Source organism: Streptomyces sp. NPDC051664 (genome assembly GCF_044453545.1).
GTDB lineage: Bacteria > Actinomycetota > Actinomycetes > Streptomycetales > Streptomycetaceae > Streptomyces.
Genome location: NZ_JBITCU010000012.1, coordinates 35,101 through 54,241, shown reverse-complemented (window position 1 = coordinate 54,241; position 19,141 = coordinate 35,101). Strand labels below are relative to the sequence as shown.

17 protein-coding genes are annotated in these 19,141 nt (G+C 71.3%); 11 read left to right on the top strand and 6 right to left on the bottom strand.

Annotation, left to right across the window (positions count from 1 at the left end; all coding sequences use genetic code 11):
- Positions 1–46: 46 nt before the first annotated feature.
- A complete protein-coding gene (locus ACIA8E_RS22690; RefSeq protein ID WP_399301041.1) occupies positions 47–1,888 on the bottom strand; it encodes a phosphatidylglycerol lysyltransferase domain-containing protein in 1,842 nt (613 codons plus the stop codon).
- Between the two features lie 139 nt (positions 1,889–2,027).
- Here ACIA8E_RS22690 and ACIA8E_RS22685 point away from each other — a divergent pair, with 139 nt between their 5' ends.
- Entirely contained in the window at positions 2,028–3,149 is a 1,122-nt protein-coding gene (locus ACIA8E_RS22685) for an alpha/beta hydrolase (protein WP_399301039.1), read from the top strand.
- 31 nt (positions 3,150–3,180) lie between these two features.
- Here the strand turns inward: ACIA8E_RS22685 and ACIA8E_RS22680 are convergent, their stop codons facing one another.
- Positions 3,181–4,368 carry a betaine/proline/choline family ABC transporter ATP-binding protein gene (locus ACIA8E_RS22680; RefSeq protein ID WP_399301037.1) on the bottom strand — a complete coding sequence of 396 codons (1,188 nt, stop codon included), beginning with the start codon at positions 4,366–4,368 and terminating at the stop codon, positions 3,181–3,183.
- 131 nt (positions 4,369–4,499) lie between these two features.
- Between ACIA8E_RS22680 and ACIA8E_RS22675 the strand changes: the two genes are divergently transcribed.
- The 4 genes from ACIA8E_RS22675 to ACIA8E_RS22660 all read left to right on the top strand — a co-directional run bounded on the left by ACIA8E_RS22675 (position 4,500) and on the right by ACIA8E_RS22660 (position 8,056).
- Positions 4,500–5,213, top strand: coding sequence for an ABC transporter permease (locus ACIA8E_RS22675; protein WP_399301035.1), 714 nt, complete (start codon positions 4,500–4,502; stop codon positions 5,211–5,213).
- A gap of 3 nt (positions 5,214–5,216) precedes the next feature.
- The gene (locus ACIA8E_RS22670) at positions 5,217–5,891 is read left to right on the top strand and encodes an ABC transporter permease (protein WP_399301033.1); all 675 of its coding nucleotides are present in this window, start codon (positions 5,217–5,219) and stop codon (positions 5,889–5,891) included.
- Between the two features lie 67 nt (positions 5,892–5,958).
- Entirely contained in the window at positions 5,959–6,936 is a 978-nt protein-coding gene (locus tag ACIA8E_RS22665; RefSeq protein WP_399301031.1) for an ABC transporter substrate-binding protein, read from the top strand.
- A 106-nt stretch (positions 6,937–7,042) separates the two neighbouring features.
- Positions 7,043–8,056, top strand: coding sequence for a hypothetical protein (locus ACIA8E_RS22660; protein WP_399301029.1), 1,014 nt, complete (start codon positions 7,043–7,045; stop codon positions 8,054–8,056).
- Positions 8,057–8,110: 54 nt separating this feature from the next.
- Here ACIA8E_RS22660 and ACIA8E_RS22655 read toward each other — a convergent pair whose 3' ends face one another.
- Together ACIA8E_RS22655 and ACIA8E_RS22650 are read right to left on the bottom strand one after the other, a co-directional pair.
- A complete protein-coding gene (locus ACIA8E_RS22655; RefSeq protein ID WP_399301027.1) occupies positions 8,111–9,253 on the bottom strand; it encodes an NADH-quinone oxidoreductase subunit D in 1,143 nt (380 codons plus the stop codon).
- Positions 9,254–9,379: 126 nt separating this feature from the next.
- Complete coding sequence (locus ACIA8E_RS22650) at positions 9,380–10,408, bottom strand: SAM-dependent methyltransferase (RefSeq protein WP_399301025.1); 1,029 nt, start codon at positions 10,406–10,408, stop codon at positions 9,380–9,382.
- A gap of 96 nt (positions 10,409–10,504) precedes the next feature.
- Here ACIA8E_RS22650 and ACIA8E_RS22645 point away from each other — a divergent pair, with 96 nt between their 5' ends.
- Together ACIA8E_RS22645 and ACIA8E_RS22640 are read left to right on the top strand one after the other, a co-directional pair.
- Positions 10,505–11,704 carry a sensor histidine kinase gene (locus tag ACIA8E_RS22645; protein ID WP_399301023.1) on the top strand — a complete coding sequence of 400 codons (1,200 nt, stop codon included), beginning with the start codon at positions 10,505–10,507 and terminating at the stop codon, positions 11,702–11,704.
- 33 nt (positions 11,705–11,737) lie between these two features.
- Positions 11,738–12,415, top strand: a complete 678-nt coding sequence (locus ACIA8E_RS22640; RefSeq protein WP_030925297.1) for a response regulator transcription factor — start codon at positions 11,738–11,740, stop codon at positions 12,413–12,415.
- A gap of 25 nt (positions 12,416–12,440) precedes the next feature.
- Here the strand turns inward: ACIA8E_RS22640 and ACIA8E_RS22635 are convergent, their stop codons facing one another.
- Positions 12,441–13,553: a DUF5937 family protein gene (locus ACIA8E_RS22635; RefSeq protein ID WP_399301309.1), complete on the bottom strand. Its 1,113-nt coding sequence runs from the start codon at positions 13,551–13,553 to the stop codon at positions 12,441–12,443.
- A 104-nt stretch (positions 13,554–13,657) separates the two neighbouring features.
- Between ACIA8E_RS22635 and ACIA8E_RS22630 the strand changes: the two genes are divergently transcribed.
- Positions 13,658–13,915, top strand: a complete 258-nt coding sequence (locus ACIA8E_RS22630) for a hypothetical protein (RefSeq protein WP_399301020.1) — start codon at positions 13,658–13,660, stop codon at positions 13,913–13,915.
- A gap of 57 nt (positions 13,916–13,972) precedes the next feature.
- Here ACIA8E_RS22630 and ACIA8E_RS22625 read toward each other — a convergent pair whose 3' ends face one another.
- Positions 13,973–15,208, bottom strand: coding sequence for a threonine aldolase family protein (locus tag ACIA8E_RS22625; protein ID WP_399301019.1), 1,236 nt, complete (start codon positions 15,206–15,208; stop codon positions 13,973–13,975).
- Positions 15,209–15,389: 181 nt separating this feature from the next.
- Here ACIA8E_RS22625 and ACIA8E_RS22620 point away from each other — a divergent pair, with 181 nt between their 5' ends.
- From ACIA8E_RS22620 to ACIA8E_RS22610, 3 genes are read left to right on the top strand one after another with little or no spacing between them, the layout of a single operon-like run.
- Positions 15,390–16,349, top strand: a complete 960-nt coding sequence (locus ACIA8E_RS22620) for a Rossmann-like and DUF2520 domain-containing protein (protein ID WP_399301017.1) — start codon at positions 15,390–15,392, stop codon at positions 16,347–16,349.
- Entirely contained in the window at positions 16,346–17,356 is a 1,011-nt protein-coding gene (gene panC / locus ACIA8E_RS22615; protein WP_399301015.1) for a pantoate--beta-alanine ligase, read from the top strand. The genes ACIA8E_RS22620 and panC overlap by 4 nt, the downstream gene beginning before the upstream one ends.
- Positions 17,353–19,140, top strand: a complete 1,788-nt coding sequence (locus tag ACIA8E_RS22610; protein ID WP_399301013.1) for an L-aspartate oxidase — start codon at positions 17,353–17,355, stop codon at positions 19,138–19,140. The genes panC and ACIA8E_RS22610 overlap by 4 nt, the downstream gene beginning before the upstream one ends.
- Position 19,141 lies beyond the last annotated feature (1 nt).

Below are 19,141 nucleotides of genomic sequence, written 5' to 3'. Positions count from 1 at the left end.
CACGCAACGTACTCATGCGACCAGCGTAGGCCCGTACCGAGCAGTGTTATGCCGTACGGGCACCGTGCTCCTGGCCGGCGACCGGTGCGTGGGCGCAGGGGAGGGGCCGGGCGGACGCGAAGCGGCGAGCGAAGGGACGGGGCAGGCCGACGTTGACGAAGCCCTCGGCCTGCATCGCGGCGAAAGAGATCCGGGGCAGGTCGCGGCTGCTGCGGTAGACGACGAAGCGGGGCTCCCAGCGGGGCCGGAACTTGGCGTTGAACTTGTACAGCGACTCGATCTGGAACCAGCGCGACAGGAAGATCAGCAGGCCGCGCCAGCCCCGGAGCACCGGGCCCGCGCCCAGTCGCTCGCCGCGGGCGAGCGCCGAGCGGAACATCGCGAAGTTCAGCGAGATGCGCTCGATGCCGAGCCGGGGCGCGTCCTGGAGGGAGGCGACGATCAGCAGCTCGTTCATGCCGGGGTCGGCGGAGCGGTCGCGGCGCATGAGCTCCAGGGACATGCCGTCCGTACCCCACGGGACGAAGTGGATCACGGCCTTCAGGTCGCCGTACGGGGAGTCGGCGGTGCGCTCGTCGGCCTTGTGGGCGGTGGCGATGACGCAGTCGCCGTCGGCCGGGTCGCCGATCCGGCCGAGCGCCATGGAGAAGCCGCGCTCGGTGTCCGTGCCGCGCCAGTCGGCGGCGGCCCGCCGGATGCGGGTCAGCTCGGTCTCGCCGATGTCGCGGACGCGCCGGACCCGGGTCTCGTAGCCGGCCCGCTCAATGCGCTTCACCATCTGGCGCACGTTGCGCATCGCGCGCCCGGCGAGCGAGAAATCCGCCACATCCACCACCGCCTCGTCGCCGAGCTCCAGCGCGTCGAGCCCGGTCTCGCGGGTCCAGACCTCGCCGCCTGTCTCGCTGCAGCCCATCACTGCGGGTGTCCAGGAGTGCGCCTTGGCCTCGTCCATGAACCGCTCGATGGCGCCCGGCCAGGCCTCCACGTCGCCGATCGGGTCGCCGCTGGCCAACATCACGCCGGAGACGACGCGGTAGCAGACGGCGGCCTTGCCGCTGGGGGAGAAGACGACGCCCTTGTCGCGGCGGAGGGCGAAGTGGCCGAGCGAATCGCGGCTGCCGTGCTTGTCGAGGAGGGCGCGCAGGCGGAGCTCGTCCTCCTCGGTGAGCCGGGCGGCCGGATGTTCGGGGCGGAACGCGAGGTAGATGGTGGTGACGGCGGTCAGCAGACCGAGTGCGCCGAGCGAGTACGCCACGGTCCAGGAGGTCACCCCGGCGTACTCGACGGGGCCCTCGAAGCCGAACATTCCGTACAGGACGTGCTGGAGCCGGTCGGCGATGGAGGGGTTCCCGACGACCCGGCCGGGGTGGACGGAGACGATGACCAGTCCCAGACCGAGCGAACCCGCCCCGAGGAGAACGAAGTTGGCCAGCGCCCTCCAACGGCTCCGCGGGTCGGGGAGTGCGGTGAACTCGTTCCGGTGGCGGACCAGCAGGTAGCACAGCGTCAGTGAGACGACGGTGCCGATGACCGAGTGACGGTAGGTGAACTGCGCTGCCGCACCGGCCGGGAGGAGGGCCACGGCGGCGCGCCAGGCCCGCCGCTTGCGCCGCTTGAGGCCGTGTGCGAGAAGCAGCAGCAGCACTCCCGCGCTCAGCGACAGTGCGGCGGCGAAGGGTCCGAGGGCCCCGGGGAGCACTTCGGCGAACGTGTGCATCCGGCTGTGCCTGAAGCGCGGGAACACGCCTGCGGCGACGTCGACCAGGCCGACGAACGTGCAGGCGGTGCCGACGAGCGCCGGTACGGCCTCCGGGCGCGGTCCGCGTGCGAGCTTGCGTACAGCACGCGGAACCAAACCTGATTTATCCCCATCTAGCGTGACAGACATCGCTTCCCGTGGTTCCGCGAGAGATTCTTGAGTCCGTCGGCCGAAGCGCCCCGGACGATGTGCGACCTCTAGGACGAGGCTTCCGGGCGGCGGGTTCACCCGCATCCCGGAAATTTCCTGACAAGAAAGCTCACCCACTATGGGGCTCACCAGTAAGGCAGTTCTGGCCCTGGCCATCGGGCTGGCTGTCGTTCTGTTCGCCGCCACGGTCTGTCTCTGGCCGAGGCTCGCCCGCCGCAGCGTGTCCGCGGTGTTCGGCCGGGTCGGCCTGTTGCTGGCCACTCAGGTGATGCTCTTCGCCTCGGTTGGCCTGCTGGCAAACAACTCCTTTCAGTTCTACGGCTCCTGGGCCGACTTTTTCGGCCGGCAGCAGGAACTGGGCGTGGTGGCGGACGGTGCCACCGGGGCGTCGGCATCGAAGAACATCGTCCGGGTCGGGATGGAACGGCCCGATGTCCCGGGCGAATCGCGGACCACGGCCGTCGGCCGGATCGACAAGGTCGTCGTCGCAGGACGGCTCTCGGGAATCGAGAGCTCGGCGTATGTGTATCTGCCGCCGGAGTACTTCCAGTCCGAGTACGCCCGCCGGACGTTCCCCGCGGTCGTCGTCCTCACCGGCTACCCGGGCACCTCGGAGAACCTCCTGAAGGGTCTTCGGTACCCGCGGACAGCGCTCGACCGGGTGAGATCCGGCCGGGCGCAGCCGATGATTCTGGTGATGCTGAGGCCAACGGTCACGCCGCCGAGGGACACCGAGTGCGTGAACATAAAGGGTGGTCCCCAGACCGAGACGTTCTTCGCGAAGGACCTGCCGCAGGCGGTCTCGGACGCGTACCGGATCGGGAAGCGGGCGCGGAACTGGGGCATCATCGGCAACTCGACCGGTGGCTATTGCGCGCTGAAGATCGGCCTGCACCACCCGGACAGGTTCTCGGCCAGCGCCGGTCTGTCCGCGTACTACAGGGCCGCCGAGGACCCGACGACCGGTGATCTCTTCCAGGGGAGCCGGCAGGCCCGCGAGCGCGCCGATCTGCTGTGGAGCCTGGATCATCGGCCGCAGCCCGATTCGTCCTTCCTGGTGACCACGTCGCGGCACGGCGAGGGGAACTACCGGGGTACGCGGCACTTCATGGCGAAGGTGAGGGCGCCCGCGCAGGTGTCGTCGATCGTGCTGGACAGCGGCGGGCACAACTTCAACACGTGGCGGCGGGAGATCCCTTCGGTGCTGGAGTGGATGAGCAGCCGGCTGAGTGAGGACTGAGCGCTCGTCGCCGGCCCGGCGAGTGCCGGTCTCAGCGAGCGCCGGTCCTGGCAATGGTCGCCACGGTTTCCACGGCCACCTCGGCGCGGGGCACGTCCTGGGCGTCCGCGTCGATCGAGCGACGTAGCGCTTCATGGAGGCGAGCCGGGGTGAGCACCCCGAGGAAGCGGCCGGTGCTCTCCTTGTCGATGACCGCTATCCAGCCCGCGTCGTGCTGGAGCATGGTGGCGAACGCCTGCTTGAGCGGGGCGCCGACGGGGAGCCAGGCCTCCATGCGGCGGGCGTGTTCACGGACCGTGCCCTTGGCCTCGGTGCGGGCGGTGTCCGCCGGGATCCAGCCGTGCAGTCTGTCATCGCGGTCCAGCACGACGGCCCAGCGCGCCCCTTCCGCTCGCAGCCGCTCGGTCGCCCGGGAGAGCGGGTCGTCCAGATGCACGACGGGAGGCTGGTCGAGGTCGCTCTCCTCGATGGGGGTGACGGAGAGCCGCTTGAGACCGCGGTCCGCGCCGACGAAGTCCGCGACGTAAGGGGTGGCGGGTGCGCCGAGTACGGTCGCAGGGGAGTCGAACTGCTCGATGGAGCCCTGCCCGTAGACGGCGATCCGGTCGCCGAGCCGGACGGCTTCCTCGATGTCGTGGGTGACGAAAAGAACGGTTTTGCGGACCTGTGCCTGGAGTCTGAGGAATTCGTTCTGCAGGCGTTCACGGACGACCGGGTCGACCGCACCGAAAGGTTCATCCATCAGCAGTACCGGCGGATCCGCGGCCAGTGCCCTTGCCACTCCGACGCGTTGGCGCTGACCGCCGGAGAGCTGGTCCGGATATCGGTCACCGTAAACGGACGGATCGAGTCCCACGAGGTCGAGGAGTTCGGCGGCGCGCTCCCGGCCCTTTCCTCGTTTCCAGCCGAGGAGATGGGGAACGGTCGCCGTGTTTTCCAGCACCGTCTTGTGCGGGAAGAGACCGACCTGCTGGATCACATAGCCGATACGGCGGCGCAGTCGGACGGGGTCGATGGCGGATATGTCGTCCCCGTCGAGGAATATCCGGCCCTCGGTCGGTTCGATCAGCCGGTTCACCATCTTCATGGTGGTGGTCTTGCCGCAGCCAGACGGCCCCACGAGCGTGACCAGTTCGCCCTCTGCCACGTCGAAGGAGAGATCGTCGACGGCGGTCGTGCCGTCCGCGTACCGCTTGGTGACGTGCTCGAATCGGATCATGGTTCCCCATTGTGGCGCGTGTTCTGTGAAGGACATGTTGCTGGAATACAACGGCCTCGGCGATTGTCAGTGGTCGAGGATAGGGTCGCCAGACATCGGTCCGACACGGCAAACGGGAGGTGGGGGGACGGATGGCCGGACAGAACTGCCTGGTGGCGAACGACTGGATCTGTGGGGAGTATCTCCGTTCCCGCAGCCAGGAGTTGACCGATGCGACCGTCCAGCACATCTGGATCACCGCGGTATCGGTGGTGATCGGACTCCTGGTGGCATTTCCGCTGGCGCTGCTCGCGCGCCGCAGCCGGCGGCTGGCGGGACCGGTGCTCGGGCTGACGACGGTGCTCTACACCGTGCCTTCGCTGGCGATGTTCTCGCTGCTGCTGCCGCTGTTCGGGCTTTCCGCCGCGCTGGTCGTCACCGGCCTTGTGCTGTATTCGCTGACCATTCTCGTACGGAACATCGTGGCCGGGCTCGAAGCGGTGCCGCAGGAGGCGAAGGACGCCGCGAAGGGCATGGGGTACGGGCCGGCGAGGCTGCTGTGGGAGGTCGAACTCCCGCTGGCGCTGCCCGCGTTGATGGCCGGGGTCCGGATCGCCACGGTCTCCACGATCGCACTGACGACCGTCGGCTCGATCGTCGGCAGAGGCGGCCTCGGCAACCTCATCGAGGATGCCCTGCCGAGCTTCTTCAAGGCGCAGGTGCTCACCGCGTCGGTGCTCTGCGTCCTGCTCGCGGTGGTCGCCGACCTGCTGCTGCTCGGGGTGCAGCGGCTGCTGACGCCCTGGACCCGGATACCGAGGGCCCGCGACGCCGTGGGTACGGGCGCTACGGAAGAGGCGGTCTGACGCATGGGGGTTCTCGGAGAGGCCTGGACCTGGCTGACCACCGGCGCCAACTGGTCGGGGGAGAGCGGGGCGGGCCACCGGCTCGGCGAGCATCTGTACGTCAGCGGGGTGTCGCTCGCGCTGGCCTGCCTGATCGCGCTGCCGTCGGCCCTGTATCTGGGGCACATCGGGAAGGGGGGTGCGCTGGCCGTCAACGTCTCCAATGTGGGGCGGTCGATACCGGTCTTCGCGGTGCTGGCCCTGTTCATGGTGTCGCCGCTGCGCAACGCCGGATATGTGCCGACGGTCATCGCGCTGGTGCTGTTCGCCGTGCCGCCGCTGCTGACCAACGCCTATGTCGGGATGACGGAGGTGGACCGGTCGGTGGTGGAGGCGGCGCGGGGCATGGGGATGTCCGGCGGCCAGCTCTTCGTGCGGGTCGAGCTCCCACTGGCCTATCCGATGATCATGACCGGTCTGCGCTCGGCGGCGGTCCAGGTCGTCGCCACGGCCACGATCGCCGCGATGGTCGGCCAGGGCGGTCTCGGCCGGATCATCACCGCCGGATTCAACACGTACAACACACCGCAGGTGGTCGCGGGCGCGCTGCTCGTCGCCGTTCTCGCCCTGCTCGTCGAGGCGGTGCTGGTGGGGCTGGACCGGGCCCTGTCGCCGCTCCGCCGCCGGCGAACCGCCTGATCACCGATCCCATTCATGTGCCCAACGCACCTCGCAAACAGCCCTGTTGCTGTGGACGGAGAACAACATGAGCAAGACCTCGCGCATAGCGGGCGCGGTCATCGGCATGGTCGTGCTGGCCGGCTCACTCGCAGCCTGCGGCGGCGACAGCCTGGAGAAGGACAAGGGCGGTTCCGCCGCGTCCGGTGATTCCGGGAAGAAGGGCTCGCTCGTCGTCGGTGCCGCCGCCTTCACCGAGTCCAAGGTGGTCGCCGAGCTGTACGCGCAGATTCTCGGCGACGCCGGATACAGCACCTCGGTCACCACGGTGAAGAACCGGGAACTGTACGAGCCCTCCCTGGAGAAGGGCGAGATCGACGTCGTACCGGAATACGCCGCGACGATCGCCGAATTCCTCAACGCCAAGGTGAACGGGGCGAAGGCGGCCGAGGAGAAGCCGGTTGCCTCCGGTGACGCGGCGGCTACCGTCGCCGCGCTGGAGAAGCTCGCCACCCCGCGCGGACTGAAGGTGCTTCCGGCCGGTGACGCCGTCGACCAGAACGCCTTCGCGGTGACCAAGGAATTCGCCGACAAGAACAAGCTGAAGACTCTTTCGGACCTCGGCGCTTCCAAGCTGAAGGTGAAGATCGCGGCGGGCGACGAGTGCGAGGTGCGGCCGTTCTGCGCGCCGGGTCTGAAGAAGACGTACGGCATTGATGTCACCGGTATCGACCCCAAGGGAGTCGGCACCCCGCAGGCCAAGCAGGCCGTGAAGGACGGCAAGGACCAGCTGGTCCTCACCACCACGACGGACGCGGTGCTGGACAGCTACGACCTGGTGTTCCTGGACGACGACAAGAAGCTCCAGAACGCGGACAACGTCCTTCCGGTTCTCAATGCCAAGGACGCCGGCGCACCGGACATTGCCGATGCGCTCGGCAAGCTCACCAAGGTACTCACCACGGAGGACCTCGCGGAACTGAACCGCAAGGTCGACGCCGAGCGTGCCAAGCCCGCCGATGTGGCCAAGGACTATCTGCAGTCGAAAGGCCTGATCAAGAAGTAGCGGATGACGACTTAGGAGGCCGCCGGTAAGCCCGCCAGGTAACTGCCGGGGAACAGATTGCCGGGCGGCCTCCCAAGTGACCCCTACGCACGGTAAATTTCAGGCCATGCCACGTGGACGTCATCGCCATTCGCCGCCTCTCCACAGAATCCTTCCTCCTTCGGTCGTCGCCGGAGCGGCAGTCGTCTGTGCGGCGGGCGCCTGGCTACTCGCCGAACCCCTGGTCCTGCGCGGACTGGTCGCCGCCGCGGCGGCCGCCGCCGTCACCGGGGCGTATCTGATGCGCGCCTGGGACCGGGAAGCGGGCCGCCGCGTCGCGGATCTGACGCGCGCCCGTGCCAGCGACGAATGGAATACCGAGGAGCGCATAGCGGAGCTCGAGGCCGACCTCGACGAGTCGCGGACGCTGCGCGTCCGGCTCGAGACGAAGCTGCGCCGCAAGCGCGTGGAGCTCGCCGGTCTGCGCGGTGAGCACGCCGCGCTGCTGCGCCGGTACGCCAACGCCGAGACCGAGCGGGCCAGCGCGCTGGAGGGCCGCAGGCAGCTCGCGATCGAAGCGGCCGCCACGCCCCGGGAGCTGCCCACCGCCCGTTCCACACCGACGCCGGCCGCGTATCTGCGTGCCGCCCAGGCCCTGCAGGACCTCAGCCGCAACGCCGCGCTCCAGGAGGCCCGCCGCACCGCCGAGCAGGCCCGGAAGCGCGATCTCGAGGAGCGCGCCCGGGAGGCCGAGGAGCCGCAGGGGAAGCATGCGGCGACCGCGGCACCGGGCACCGAGCAGCGTCGCCCGCAGGCTGCCCTGCCCCCGGCCCGCCGCCCGTCGACGGCGCTCCCGGCGCCGCGCACGTTCCCGGCCGCCAGCGCGGTCGTCCCGTACGCCGCGTCCCGCCGCCATCCGGTGCCGCAGGGAAGCTTCGACTTCTTCGGTACGCAGAAGGCACACGCCGCGATCGAGTCCGTGCAGAACGAGGACCTTGCGGACGTGGTCGGCGAGGAGGCACTGGCCGCGCACCGTACGGGCACGGCCGCGAACCGCACCGTCGGCAAGGTCATCGACCTGACTGCGCACGACGAGACCGAACAGCTGGACGTCGCCGGACTGCGCAGCGCGATCTCGTAGCGGGCCGGCGGATCTCGTTACGGGCCGGTGGCAGCGGGCCCGGGACCCTGCCGGCTACTTGTCGATGTCGCCGACCACGAAGAACAGCGAACCCAGGATCGCCACCATGTCGGCGACGAGCGTCCCCGGCAGCAGCTCGGTGAGCGCCTGGATGTTGTTGTACGAGGCGGAGCGGAGCTTCAGCCGGTACGGGGTCTTCTCGCCCTTGGACACCAGGTAGTAGCCGTTGATGCCGAGCGGGTTCTCGGTCCAGGCGTAGGTGTGGCCCTCGGGGGCCTTGAGCACCTTGGGGAGCCGCTGGTTGATCGGACCGGGCGCCAGCCCGGCCATCCGGTCCAGGCAGGCGTCCGCCAGTTCCAGGGCGTTGTGGGTCTGCTCCAGCAGACATTCGAAGCGGGCCAGGCAGTCGCCCTCGGTACGGGTGACGACCTTGAGGGTGTCCTGCAGCTCTCCGTACGCGAGATACGGCTCGTCGCGCCGCAGATCGAAGTCGACCCCGGAGGCGCGGGCGATCGGACCGGACACCCCGTACGCGTGCACGGTCTCGGCGGACAGTACGCCGACACCGCGGGTTCGGCCCCGGAAGATCTCGTTGCCGAGCACCAGCCTGTCGTACACGTCCATCCGCGAGCGGACGGACGCGACGGCGTCCCTCGCGCGGCCCAGCCAGCCCGCCGGGAGGTCCTCCTTGAGACCGCCGACCCGGTTGAACATGTAGTGCATCCGGCCGCCGGAGACCTCCTCCATCACGGCCTGGAGCTCCTCGCGCTCCCGGAAGGCGTAGAACACCGGGGTGATACCGCCCAGTTCCAGCGGGTACGAACCGAGGAACATCAGATGGTTCAGCACCCGGTTCAGCTCGGCGAGCAGGGTCCGCGTCCAGACCGCGCGCTCCGGGACCTCCATGCCGAGCATGCGCTCGACGGCCATCACGACGCCCAGCTCGTTGGAGAACGCCGACAGCCAGTCGTGGCGGTTGGCGAGCATCACGATCTGCCGGTAGTCGCGGGCCTCGAAGAGCTTCTCCGCGCCGCGGTGCATATAGCCGATGACCGGCTCGGCGTGCTGGATCCGCTCGCCGTCGAGGACGATCCGCAGACGGAGCACGCCGTGGGTCGAGGGGTGCTGGGGCCCGATGTTGAGCACCATGTCGGTGCTCTCCGCCGCGCCGCCGATGCCGACTGTCGTCTCCGTCATACGGCCAGTATTCCCTGAGCGCCGGGGGCGGTGCGGGGTGGGGCGCCTGCGGCGGGGCCCGCCCCCTACGTGCCCCTTCCCGCCCCGGACCCCGGTACTCGACGCCGGACGGGCCGAGAGAGGCCCTCAATCACCGGGCGGGCCGGTCGTGCCGGACGCGGCCGCCGGATACGGCCGCCGCGTCACCCGTTGCATCAGCCAGCCGAAGTCCCCGAGCCCGCCCCGCGCGGTCAGCTCAGCCGCCTCACCCGCCGACGCGAGCGCGCGCAGGTATCCCGCCGGATCGGTCGAGGCCAGGGCGAGCGACGGCCGCTCCCCGCTGATACCCAGCCCCCGCAGTGCCTCCCGCTGATCCATCACCTCGGGCTCCTCGCCCATGGTCCCGGCCGCCGCGCACGCGTCCAGCGCCACATGCGAGGTGAGATCGCAGCTGCCGTCCGGCACCGGCTGCACCTCGCGCCCCGCCCGGAAGCCGGTCAGCGTGCCGAACGGCGGCCGCGCCTGCCGTACGTGGGCGTAGTCGACAGCCACCGCGAGCCCCGCGGACAGGGTGGAGACCGCCCGCGCCCACGCCTCGTCGCGCGGCCGGCCGATCTCCGCACGGCTGCCCGGCCCGGCCGACGGCCACCAGCGTCGCAGCCAGGCGGCGTCCGCCCCGGTCACCGGTTCACCCAGCCGCTCGGCGCCGTCCGCCGTCCTGACAAGGACATACCGGTCGATGCCGTCCGCGTCGGTCTCCGCGACCGGCGTCGGGACGTTGTCCAGCCACTCGTTGGCGAAGAGCAGCCCCCGCGCCCCCGGCGGCGGCTCGGCGCACCACTCGATCCGCGGGTCCAGGCCGGCCGGCCGCCCGGCGATCTCCACGGCGTACGCCCGTACCGAGAGTCCCGCCGGGGCGATGCCGGGCAGCGCAGCAAGCACCCCCGTCACCAGCTCTCCCCGCCCGGCCCCCAGATCCACCAGATCGACCGCGTCCGTCCCCAGCTCCCGCGCCGTCCCGACCAGCAGCCGGGCCACCGCGGCGGCGAACTGCGGGGACGCGTGCACGGACGTACGGAAGTGCCCGGCCGGCCCTTCGAGGCTCCGGTAGAACCCCCCGTCCTCGTACAAAGCGGCCTCGGCCGCCTCCTGCCACCCACGCCACTCATCCGTCACGGGACCAAGTCTCCACCTTGGGGAGTACGGTCCCAGGAACCGGATCGACCCTCCGGCTGACCCACCCACCTGCCGCCTGTCCCTACGCTGGGTTACGTGCAGCGCCTCTACGACTTCATCCGCAGACACCCGACGGGCGTCGACATCTTCTGGGCTGTCGTCCTCCTCGGGCTCTCCGGTGTGTCCGTCGTGGGTGACCAGGGCCGCGGCACACATCGGCTGGCTGCCGTGCCGGTCGTCATCGGCCTCTGCCTGGTCGTCGCGCTGCGCCGCCGGGCGCCGGAGAAGATGCTGCTGCTCGCCGTCGCGGCGGGCGTCGCGCAGCTGCTGCTCGACGTCAGGCCGAGTGTCGCGAACTTCGCCATGCTGGTGATCACCTTCACGGTGGCCACGGTCGGCGAGCGATGGGCCTCACGGCTCGCACTGGCCTGCAGCCTGTGCGCGGCCGGTCTATCGCAGCTGCGCTGGCCCAGCGAGACCCGGGGCGGCTGGGTCCAGGAGGTCTTCGTCGTCGTCGTCATGACCGTGCCGTTCGTCCTCGCCTGGGTGCTCGGCGACTCGATGCGGACCCGGCGGGCGTACTTCAGTCAGCTGGAGGAGCGGGCCGCCCGCCTGGAGCGGGAGCGTGAGGCACAGTCGAAGGTCGCCGTGGCCGCCGAGCGGGCCCGTATCGCCCGCGAACTCCACGATGTCGTGGCGCACAACGTCTCGGTGATGGTGGTGCAGGCCGACGGGGCGGCGTACGTGATGGACGCGGCGCCCGACCAGGCCCGGCAGGCCCTGGAGACCATCTCCAGCACCGGCAGGCAGGCCCTTGCCGAGATGCGCCGGCTGCTCGGCGTGCTGCGCACCGGCGACAGCCAGGAGAGCGGGGAGTACGTCCCGCAGCCCGACGTCGAGCAGATCGAGGACTTGATCGAGCAGGTCCGCCGGACCGGTCTGGCGGTGGACTTCAAGATCGAGGGCACACCGCGCCCGCTGCCCACCGGCGTCGAGCTGACGGCCTACCGCATCGTGCAGGAAGCCCTGACCAACACCCGCAAGCACGGTGGTCCGGACGCCGGGGCCAGCGTGCGGCTGGTCTACTTCGACGACGGGCTCGGGCTGCTGGTCGAGGACGACGGCCGGGGCGCGGCGCACGAACTGTACGAGGACGGCGGCGCCGACGGCGCAGGTCACGGGATGATCGGTATGCGCGAGCGGGTCGGCATGGTCGGCGGCACGCTGGACGCCGGTCCGCGGCCCGGCGGCGGGTTCCGGATCAGCGCACTGCTGCCGCTCAAGCCCGCCCACTAGCTTGCTGGACAGGAACAGGAGACAAGGACCCTCATGGCGATCCGCGTGATGCTCGTCGACGACCAGGTGCTGTTGCGCACCGGCTTCCGGATGGTGCTCGCGGCGCAGCCGGACATGGAGGTCGTCGCCGAGGCCGGCGACGGCGCGGAGGCGATCGAGAACCTTCGCTCCACCGCCGTCGACGTGGTGCTGATGGACGTACGCATGCCGAGGCTGGACGGTGTCGAGGCGACCCGGCGCATCTGCGCGCGGCCCGATGCGCCCAAGGTGCTCATCCTGACCACGTTCGACCTGGACGAATACGCCTTCTCCGGTCTGAAGGCCGGGGCCAGCGGTTTCATGCTCAAGGACGTGCCGCCGGCCGAACTGCTCGGCGCGATCCGTTCGGTGCACAGCGGCGACGCGGTCGTCGCCCCGTCCACCACCCGGCGGCTGCTCGACCGCTTCTCGCCCCTGCTGCCGAGCAGCACCGACGAACCCAAGCACAAGGACATCGGCAAGCTCACCGAACGCGAACGCGAAGTGATGCTGCTGGTCGCGCAGGGCATGTCGAACGGCGAGATCGCGGCGCGGCTGGTGCTCTCCGAGGCGACGGTCAAGACGCACGTCGGCCGCATCCTCACCAAACTGAACCTGCGCGACCGGGTACAGGTCGTCGTGCTCGCGTACGAGACGGGGCTGGTGCGGGCCGGCGGAGGCGGGGCGGGCTGACCAGGGCGGGCGCGCGCGGCTCACCTCACCGCAGCACGCCCTCCAGGAAGTCGCTGCCGAGCCGGGCCACCACCGTCAGGTCGAGCTGGTGCAGTACGTAGCGGCCGCGCCGCCGCGTGGTGACCAGACCGGCCTTCTTCAGTACCGAAAGATGCCGGGACACCTCGGGCGCCGTGATGCTGTGCGAGTCGGCGAGCTCACCGGTCGTGTACGGAGAACGGGCGAGGTTGCGGCACAGCCGCATCCGCATGGGGTGGGCCAGCGCCTCCAACCGCAGCTGGAGCGTTTCGACCGAGGCGGAGGAGGGCAGCTCGGGGCGGTGCACCGGATAGTGGATCACCGGGCGCCATCCCGGCGCGTGCAGCACCATCAGATGCGGCCAGCCGAAGCTGGTCGGGATGAGCGTGAGCCCGGCGCCGACGGCCGGGTCGGTCGCGGTGGTCGAGCCCTCCGTCATCTTGTCGGCGCTGATCCTGCACGCGCCCTCGTCGAGCGAGAGCGCGGCGGACACCGCGCCCAATGCCTCACCGGCCCCCTTGCGGCGCAGCAGATCCGTCTTGTGCCGGGCGTCGGCGACCAGCTGGACCTGGACCCGCCGCCAGGTGTCCGCGAAGAACGCCTCGTCGCAGTCCTCGAAGAGACGCCGGACCCAGCGGCGTACGGGGACGGGGTCGGCCAGCAACTGCCGGGTGAACTCCACCTGCCGCGGGCCGCGCGCCGCCGCCATGTCCAGTGCGCGGGCGCGCATCAGCGGGTCGCTGAGCGGGGAGGGCGCGCCGATCCCGTACAGACTGGCGCAGGTGAACTCCAGGGCGGAGGCGACGAACCGTTCGTCGTCCAGCCGGTCGAGGATGTCCAGATCCTCGGCGAGCGTCGCCCCGGTCCGGCCGTCGCCGCCGCGCACCCCGGCGAACGGCATGAAGACGTCGGAGAACGTGTTGCGCCACAGGAAATCGGCCTCGTGCAGCCGGTCGGCCAGGTCGGGCTCCAGCGAGGCGGCGGTCGCCGTCGCCCAGCCGTGAAGTCCGGGATGGTGCCCCGGCTCGGAGAGCGCATGCAGAGCCAGCCCCAGCTCGGCGAGGGGCGAGGTCTCGAAGACGATGCGCTCGGGCGGCAGTCCCGCGATGTCGATGTTCACGCTCACCCCCCAATAGTGCGGGGTGCGGCGAAAACGTCAGGTGCCGTTTGACGGAGGTCGTCAATCGTCGCGCGGGACCGCCGGGACCGGCCCACGCTGAGTTCATGGACGCCATTCAGCAGCACATGATCTACAGCTATCGCTCGGCCCAGCACGGTGAACTGCCGCCGCCGCTGCCCGGCCGGCACGACTGGGCGGTGGTACGGGACGTACGCGACCGGCGCCGCTTCGACGCGGTGACAGCGGGCCTCCCGGCACGCCGCCGCTGGCGCACGGCGCTACGAGAACTGTTCACCCACGGGCATCGCCCCACCCCGCCTGACTCCACCCCGCCGGGCAACTCCAGCCCCTCCGGCGCTTGAGGACGGAGCGGCCGCCGGCTTGAGGACGGAGCGGCCGCCGGACCACCCGGTGCCCCGCTAACCCAGCCGCTTCACGAATTCCCCCACCGCCACCCGCACATCCCGCGCGGTCCACTCCAGCCCCGCTTCCGACACCGTGACCTCCGTGTACGACACCCCGGGCGGTCCTGCCGAAGCCGGGTGCCACCTGCGGAAGAGCGCCACGCCCGTCTCCTCCGCCTGCCGTACCGCCGCCTCGGTCAGGGCCTCCGCCCCGTACGGCAGCCATACCTGGAACTGGTGCGTGTGCGGCGGTTCCGGATGCACCCGGAACCACGGAACAGCGGACTCCGTGAAGCCCTCGGCCAGGGCGCCGGCCACCACCTTCGCCTGCGCCACGTAGGACGACAGCTTCGGCAGCTCCCGGTCCAGGCCGACCAGCGCGGAGAGCGCCGCGGGGAACTGCTGGTAGAGCTGGCCGCCGTACCGGTGGCGCCAGGTGCGGGCCTCCTCGATCAGGGACTCCGGACCGGCGAGCGCGGCCCCGGACAGTCCGCCGAGCGTCTTGTAGAACGACACATACACGCTGTCCGCGAGCGCTGCGATCTCCGGCAGCCCGCGCCCGAAGCGGGGGGCGCACTCCCACAGTCGCGCGCCGTCGAAGTGCACCACTGCATCGCGTTCGCGGGCGGCCGCCACCACGGCCTCCAGCTCCTCCCACTCCGGCAGTACGAAACCGGCGTCGCGCAACGGCAGCTCCAGCATCAGCGTGCCGAAAGGTTCGGTGAAGTCGCGGATCTCCTGCGCGGTGGGCAGCCGTGGCTCGGACGTCGGGTGGACGGTACGCAGCCCGCTCACCGACCCCAGAGCACCGCGCTCGTGCACTTCCGGGTGGGCGAGCGGATGCAGTGCCACGGTCTGGCTGCCGGTGCGCCCTGCCCAGCAGCGCAGCGCGACCTGCTGAGCCATCGTTCCGGTCGGGAAGAAGGCCGCGGCCTCCATGCCGAGCAGATCGGCGATGCGCTGCTCCAGTACGGCGACGATCCCGTCGCCGTAGATGTCCGCGGGCCGGTCCAGATCGGCCACGGAACCGGCGTACGCGCCCAGGTCGGCCAGTTGCTCGCCGAGGGTGCGGTCGACGGGCGGCCGCGAAAGTATCCGTTCGGCCCGGCGCCAGGCGGCGATCCGCCGGAACCGTTCAGCCGTTTCGCGGTCCGGCTCACCGTCCCGTATCCCGTCCCCTGCCCGGTCCCGGATCTCCTCCCGGATCTCGTCCTGCGCCTGTGCTCGTGCCTGCTCATGCCTGTCTGCCATGGGACGATCATCACGCAGAAGGCGGCCCCCGCCCACACGGTTACGCGGTCCACGCCCCGGCGGCCGTCCACGCATTCGTCCACAGGCTGTGGACGGCCCGGAGTCTGCGCGAAACGCTGGCGTAGCATGCAGAGAAATCGTCCGGTACCCCCCGCGGACTGGAACGGAAGGCCATCGCCGCGTGAACGCAACAGCACCCAAGGAGCCCCTCGACGCGAGGGATCGCCCCGCCCGCCTCACCGTGGGCGTCGTGGGCGCGGGCAGGGTCGGCCCTGCCCTTGCCGCGTCCCTGCAGCTCGCCGGTCACCGCCCGGTCGCCGTGTCGGGCGTCTCCGACGCGTCGGTGCGCCGGGCCGCCGCGCTTCTGCCCGACGTACCTCTCGTACCGCCCGCCGAGGTGCTCGCGCGTGCCGAGCTGGTCCTGCTGACCGTGCCCGACGACGCCTTGCCCGGCCTCGTCGAGGGCCTGGCCGAGACCGGTGCGGTCCGCCCGGGGCAGCTGATCGTCCACACGTCGGGGCGGTACGGGACACGGGTCCTGGACCCTGCCCTGCGGGCCGGCGCGCTGCCGCTCGCCCTGCACCCTGCGATGACGTTCACCGGCACGAGCGTCGACGTCCAGCGGCTGGCCGGCTGCTCCTTCGGCGTCACCGCGCCCGAGGAGCTGCGACTCGCCGCGGAGGCGCTCGTCATCGAGATGGGCGGCGAGCCCGAATGGATCGCGGAGGAGTCCCGTCCGCTCTACCACGCGGCGCTCGCCCTCGGCGCGAACCACCTGGTCACGCTGGTCGCCCAGTCGATGGAGCTGCTGCGCACGGCAGGGGTCGAGGCTCCCGACCGGATGCTCGGCCCGCTCCTCGGAGCCGCTCTCGACAACGCCCTGCGTTCCGGTGACGGCGCGCTGACCGGCCCGGTCGCCCGTGGCGACGCGGGCACGGTCGCCGCACACATCGGCGAGCTGCGCAAGCACGCCCCGCAGACCGTGGCCGGATACCTCGCGATGGCCCGCGCCACCGCCGACCGGGCGCTGGCGCACGGCCTGCTCAAGCCGGAGCTGGCGGAGGACCTGCTCGGCGTCCTGGCCGACGGGGCCACGGGTGCGGGCACCACGGGCAGCACCGGACCGGGAGAGACCCGATGACCGAAACGTCCACCGCCCTGGTCCGTACGGCGGCGGAGCTCGACGCGTCCGGCGGGCGCAAGGGACCGCGGGCCGTCGTCATGACCATGGGCGCCCTGCACGAGGGGCACGCGAGCCTGATCCGGGCCGCCCGCGCCGCCGCGGGCCCGGACGGCCAGGTCGTCGTCACCGTCTTCGTCAACCCGCTCCAGTTCGGGGAGGCCGCGGACCTCGACCGCTACCCCCGTACCCTCGACGCCGATCTCGCCGTCGCCGGCGCGGCCGGTGCCGACGTGGTGTTCGCCCCGTCCGTCGACGAGGTCTACCCGGGCGGTGAGCCGCAGGTCAGGATCGCCGCGGGCCCGATGGGCGAGCGGCTGGAAGGGGCGTTTCGTCCCGGCCATTTCGACGGGATGCTGACCGTCGTCGCCAAATTCCTGCACCTGACCCGCCCCGATGTCGCGTTCTACGGGCAGAAGGACGCCCAGCAGCTGGCGCTGATCCGCCGTATGGTGCGCGACCTGAACTTCCCGGTGGAGATCGTCGGCGTGGAGACGGTCCGCGAGCCGGACGGCCTCGCGCTCTCCAGCCGCAACCGTTTCCTCGACGCCCAGGAGCGCCGCACCGCCCTGGCCCTGTCCGGGGCCCTGTTCGCGGCCCGCGACAGGCTCGCCGCCCAGCAGGCGCTGCACGCCCGCGCGCAGACCACCCCGGCGACGACGGGCCGGGCCGCCGCACTCACCCGGCTCGGCGAGGCCCGCGCGGCCGCCGACACCCAGGCGGTGGCCCGGGCCAGGCCGGACGACGGACCCGCGGCGGTGCGCGCCGCCGCACGCATGATCCTCGACGACGCGGCCGCCGAACAGCCCCCGCTCGCCCTGGACTATCTGGCGCTCGTGGACCCGGCGGACTTCACCGAGATCCCCGACGACCGGACCATCGGAGACGCGATCCTCGCCGTCGCCGCCCGGGTGGGCGCCACCCGCCTCATCGACAACATCCCGCTGACCTTCGGAGCCGACACGTGACCGGAATACGGCTGACCGCCCCCGCCCCCGGCTGGGCCATCGACGCGGATGTCGTGGTGGTCGGCTCCGGCGTCGCCGGCCTCACCACCGCGCTGCGCTGTGCGGCCGCGGGCCTCGCCACCGTCGTCGTCACCAAGGCCCGGCTCGACGACGGCTCCACCCGCTGGGCGCAGGGCGGTATCGCGGCAGCCCTCGGCGAGGGCGACACCCCGGAACAGCATCTGGCCGACACCCTGGTCGCGGGCGCGGGCCTGTGCGACGAGTCGGCGGTACGGACCCTGGTCACCGAGGGCCCCGACGCCGTACGCCGCCTGATCGGGACCGGCGCGCACTTCGACACCACCGACACCGGCGACATCGCGCTCACCCGTGAGGGCGGCCACCACCGTCGCCGGATCGCGCACGCGGGCGGGGACGCGACGGGCGCCGAGATCTCCCGCGCCCTGGTCGAGGCGGTCCGCTCCGCAGCCCTCCACACCGTGGAGAACGCCCTGGTCCTGGACCTGCTGACGGACGCCGAAGGCCGCACCGCCGGCGTCACCCTGCATGTCATGGGCGAGGGCCAGCACGACGGCGTCGGCGCGGTCCACGCCCCCGCGGTGGTCCTCGCCACCGGCGGTATGGGCCAGGTCTTCTCCGCCACCACCAACCCGCCGGTCTCCACCGGCGACGGCGTCGCCCTCGCCCTGCGGGCCGGCGCCGAGGTCTCCGACCTCGAATTTGTCCAGTTCCACCCGACGGTGCTCTTCCTCGGCGCCGATTCCGAGGGCCAGCAGCCCCTCGTATCGGAAGCGGTTCGGGGCGAGGGCGCCCATCTCGTCGACGCGTCCGGCACGCGGTTCATGGTCGGCCGGCACGAACTGGCGGAACTGGCGCCGCGCGACATCGTCGCCAAGGCCATCACCCGCCAGATGCAGCTGCACGGCACCGAGCACATGTACCTCGACGCCCGCCATTTCGGCGCCGAGATGTGGGAGCAGCGCTTCCCCACGATCCTGGCGGCCTGCCGGGCCCACGGCATCGACCCGATCACCGAGCCGATCCCGGTCGCCCCCGCCGCGCACTACGCCTCCGGCGGCGTCCGTACGGATCTGCGCGGCCGGACGACGGTCCCTGGGCTGTACGCGTGCGGCGAGGTCGCTTGCACGGGCGTGCACGGCGCGAACCGGCTGGCGTCCAACTCGCTCCTCGAGGGCCTGGTCTTCGCCGAACGCATCGCGGCGGACATCGTCGAGGACCGGTCGCGCACGACGGAGGCCTCAGCCCTTGTGACGAAGGCAGCGGTCCCGGTGACGGACCGGGACACCGAAAGGGACACCGACCGCCCCGCCCCCTCGCCGCTGCTCGCCCCCGAGGTGCGGACCACGATCCAGCGGATCATGACCCGGGGCGCCGGCGTCCTGCGTTCCGCCGCCAGTCTCGTCACCGCCGCCGACGAACTCGAGGCCCTGCACAACAGTGCGGCCGCCGACGCCTGGGCGGCCGGGCCGAAGCGTGCGGAGCCCGGTGTCGAGGCGTGGGAGGTCACCAACCTGCTCCTCGTCTCGCGCGTCCTGGTCGCCGCCGCCCGGCAGCGCGAGGAGACCCGCGGCTGCCACTGGCGCGAGGACCGGCCCGAGCGGGACGACGAGACCTGGCGCTGCCACCTCGTCGTGCGGCTCACTCCGGACCGCCGGCTCGTCCTCAGCCGGACTGAATCCGAGGCATTCCCGCCCGTACACCCGGCGGGGGCACCAGACTGCGCAGCAGCGACCACGACCCACCCCACCCCCGAGGAGCCGTAAC

Excerpts from the sequence above, each read along its gene's own strand:
- ACIA8E_RS22665 (WP_399301031.1), top strand. The coding sequence starts at position 5,959 with ATGAGCAAGACCTCGCGCATAGCGGGCGCGGTCATCGGCATGGTCGTG.
- panC (WP_399301015.1), top strand. The coding sequence starts at position 16,346 with ATGACCGAAACGTCCACCGCCCTGGTCCGTACGGCGGCGGAGCTCGAC.
- ACIA8E_RS22685 (WP_399301039.1), top strand. The coding sequence starts at position 2,028 with ATGGGGCTCACCAGTAAGGCAGTTCTGGCCCTGGCCATCGGGCTGGCT.
- ACIA8E_RS22660 (WP_399301029.1), top strand. The coding sequence starts at position 7,043 with ATGCCACGTGGACGTCATCGCCATTCGCCGCCTCTCCACAGAATCCTT.
- ACIA8E_RS22690 (WP_399301041.1), bottom strand. The coding sequence starts at position 1,888 with ATGTCTGTCACGCTAGATGGGGATAAATCAGGTTTGGTTCCGCGTGCT.
- ACIA8E_RS22655 (WP_399301027.1), bottom strand. The coding sequence starts at position 9,253 with ATGACGGAGACGACAGTCGGCATCGGCGGCGCGGCGGAGAGCACCGAC.
- ACIA8E_RS22625 (WP_399301019.1), bottom strand. The coding sequence starts at position 15,208 with ATGGCAGACAGGCATGAGCAGGCACGAGCACAGGCGCAGGACGAGATC.
- ACIA8E_RS22675 (WP_399301035.1), top strand. The coding sequence starts at position 4,500 with ATGGCCGGACAGAACTGCCTGGTGGCGAACGACTGGATCTGTGGGGAG.
- ACIA8E_RS22630 (WP_399301020.1), top strand. The coding sequence starts at position 13,658 with ATGGACGCCATTCAGCAGCACATGATCTACAGCTATCGCTCGGCCCAG.
- ACIA8E_RS22640 (WP_030925297.1), top strand. The coding sequence starts at position 11,738 with ATGGCGATCCGCGTGATGCTCGTCGACGACCAGGTGCTGTTGCGCACC.
- ACIA8E_RS22670 (WP_399301033.1), top strand. The coding sequence starts at position 5,217 with ATGGGGGTTCTCGGAGAGGCCTGGACCTGGCTGACCACCGGCGCCAAC.
- ACIA8E_RS22680 (WP_399301037.1), bottom strand. The coding sequence starts at position 4,368 with ATGATCCGATTCGAGCACGTCACCAAGCGGTACGCGGACGGCACGACC.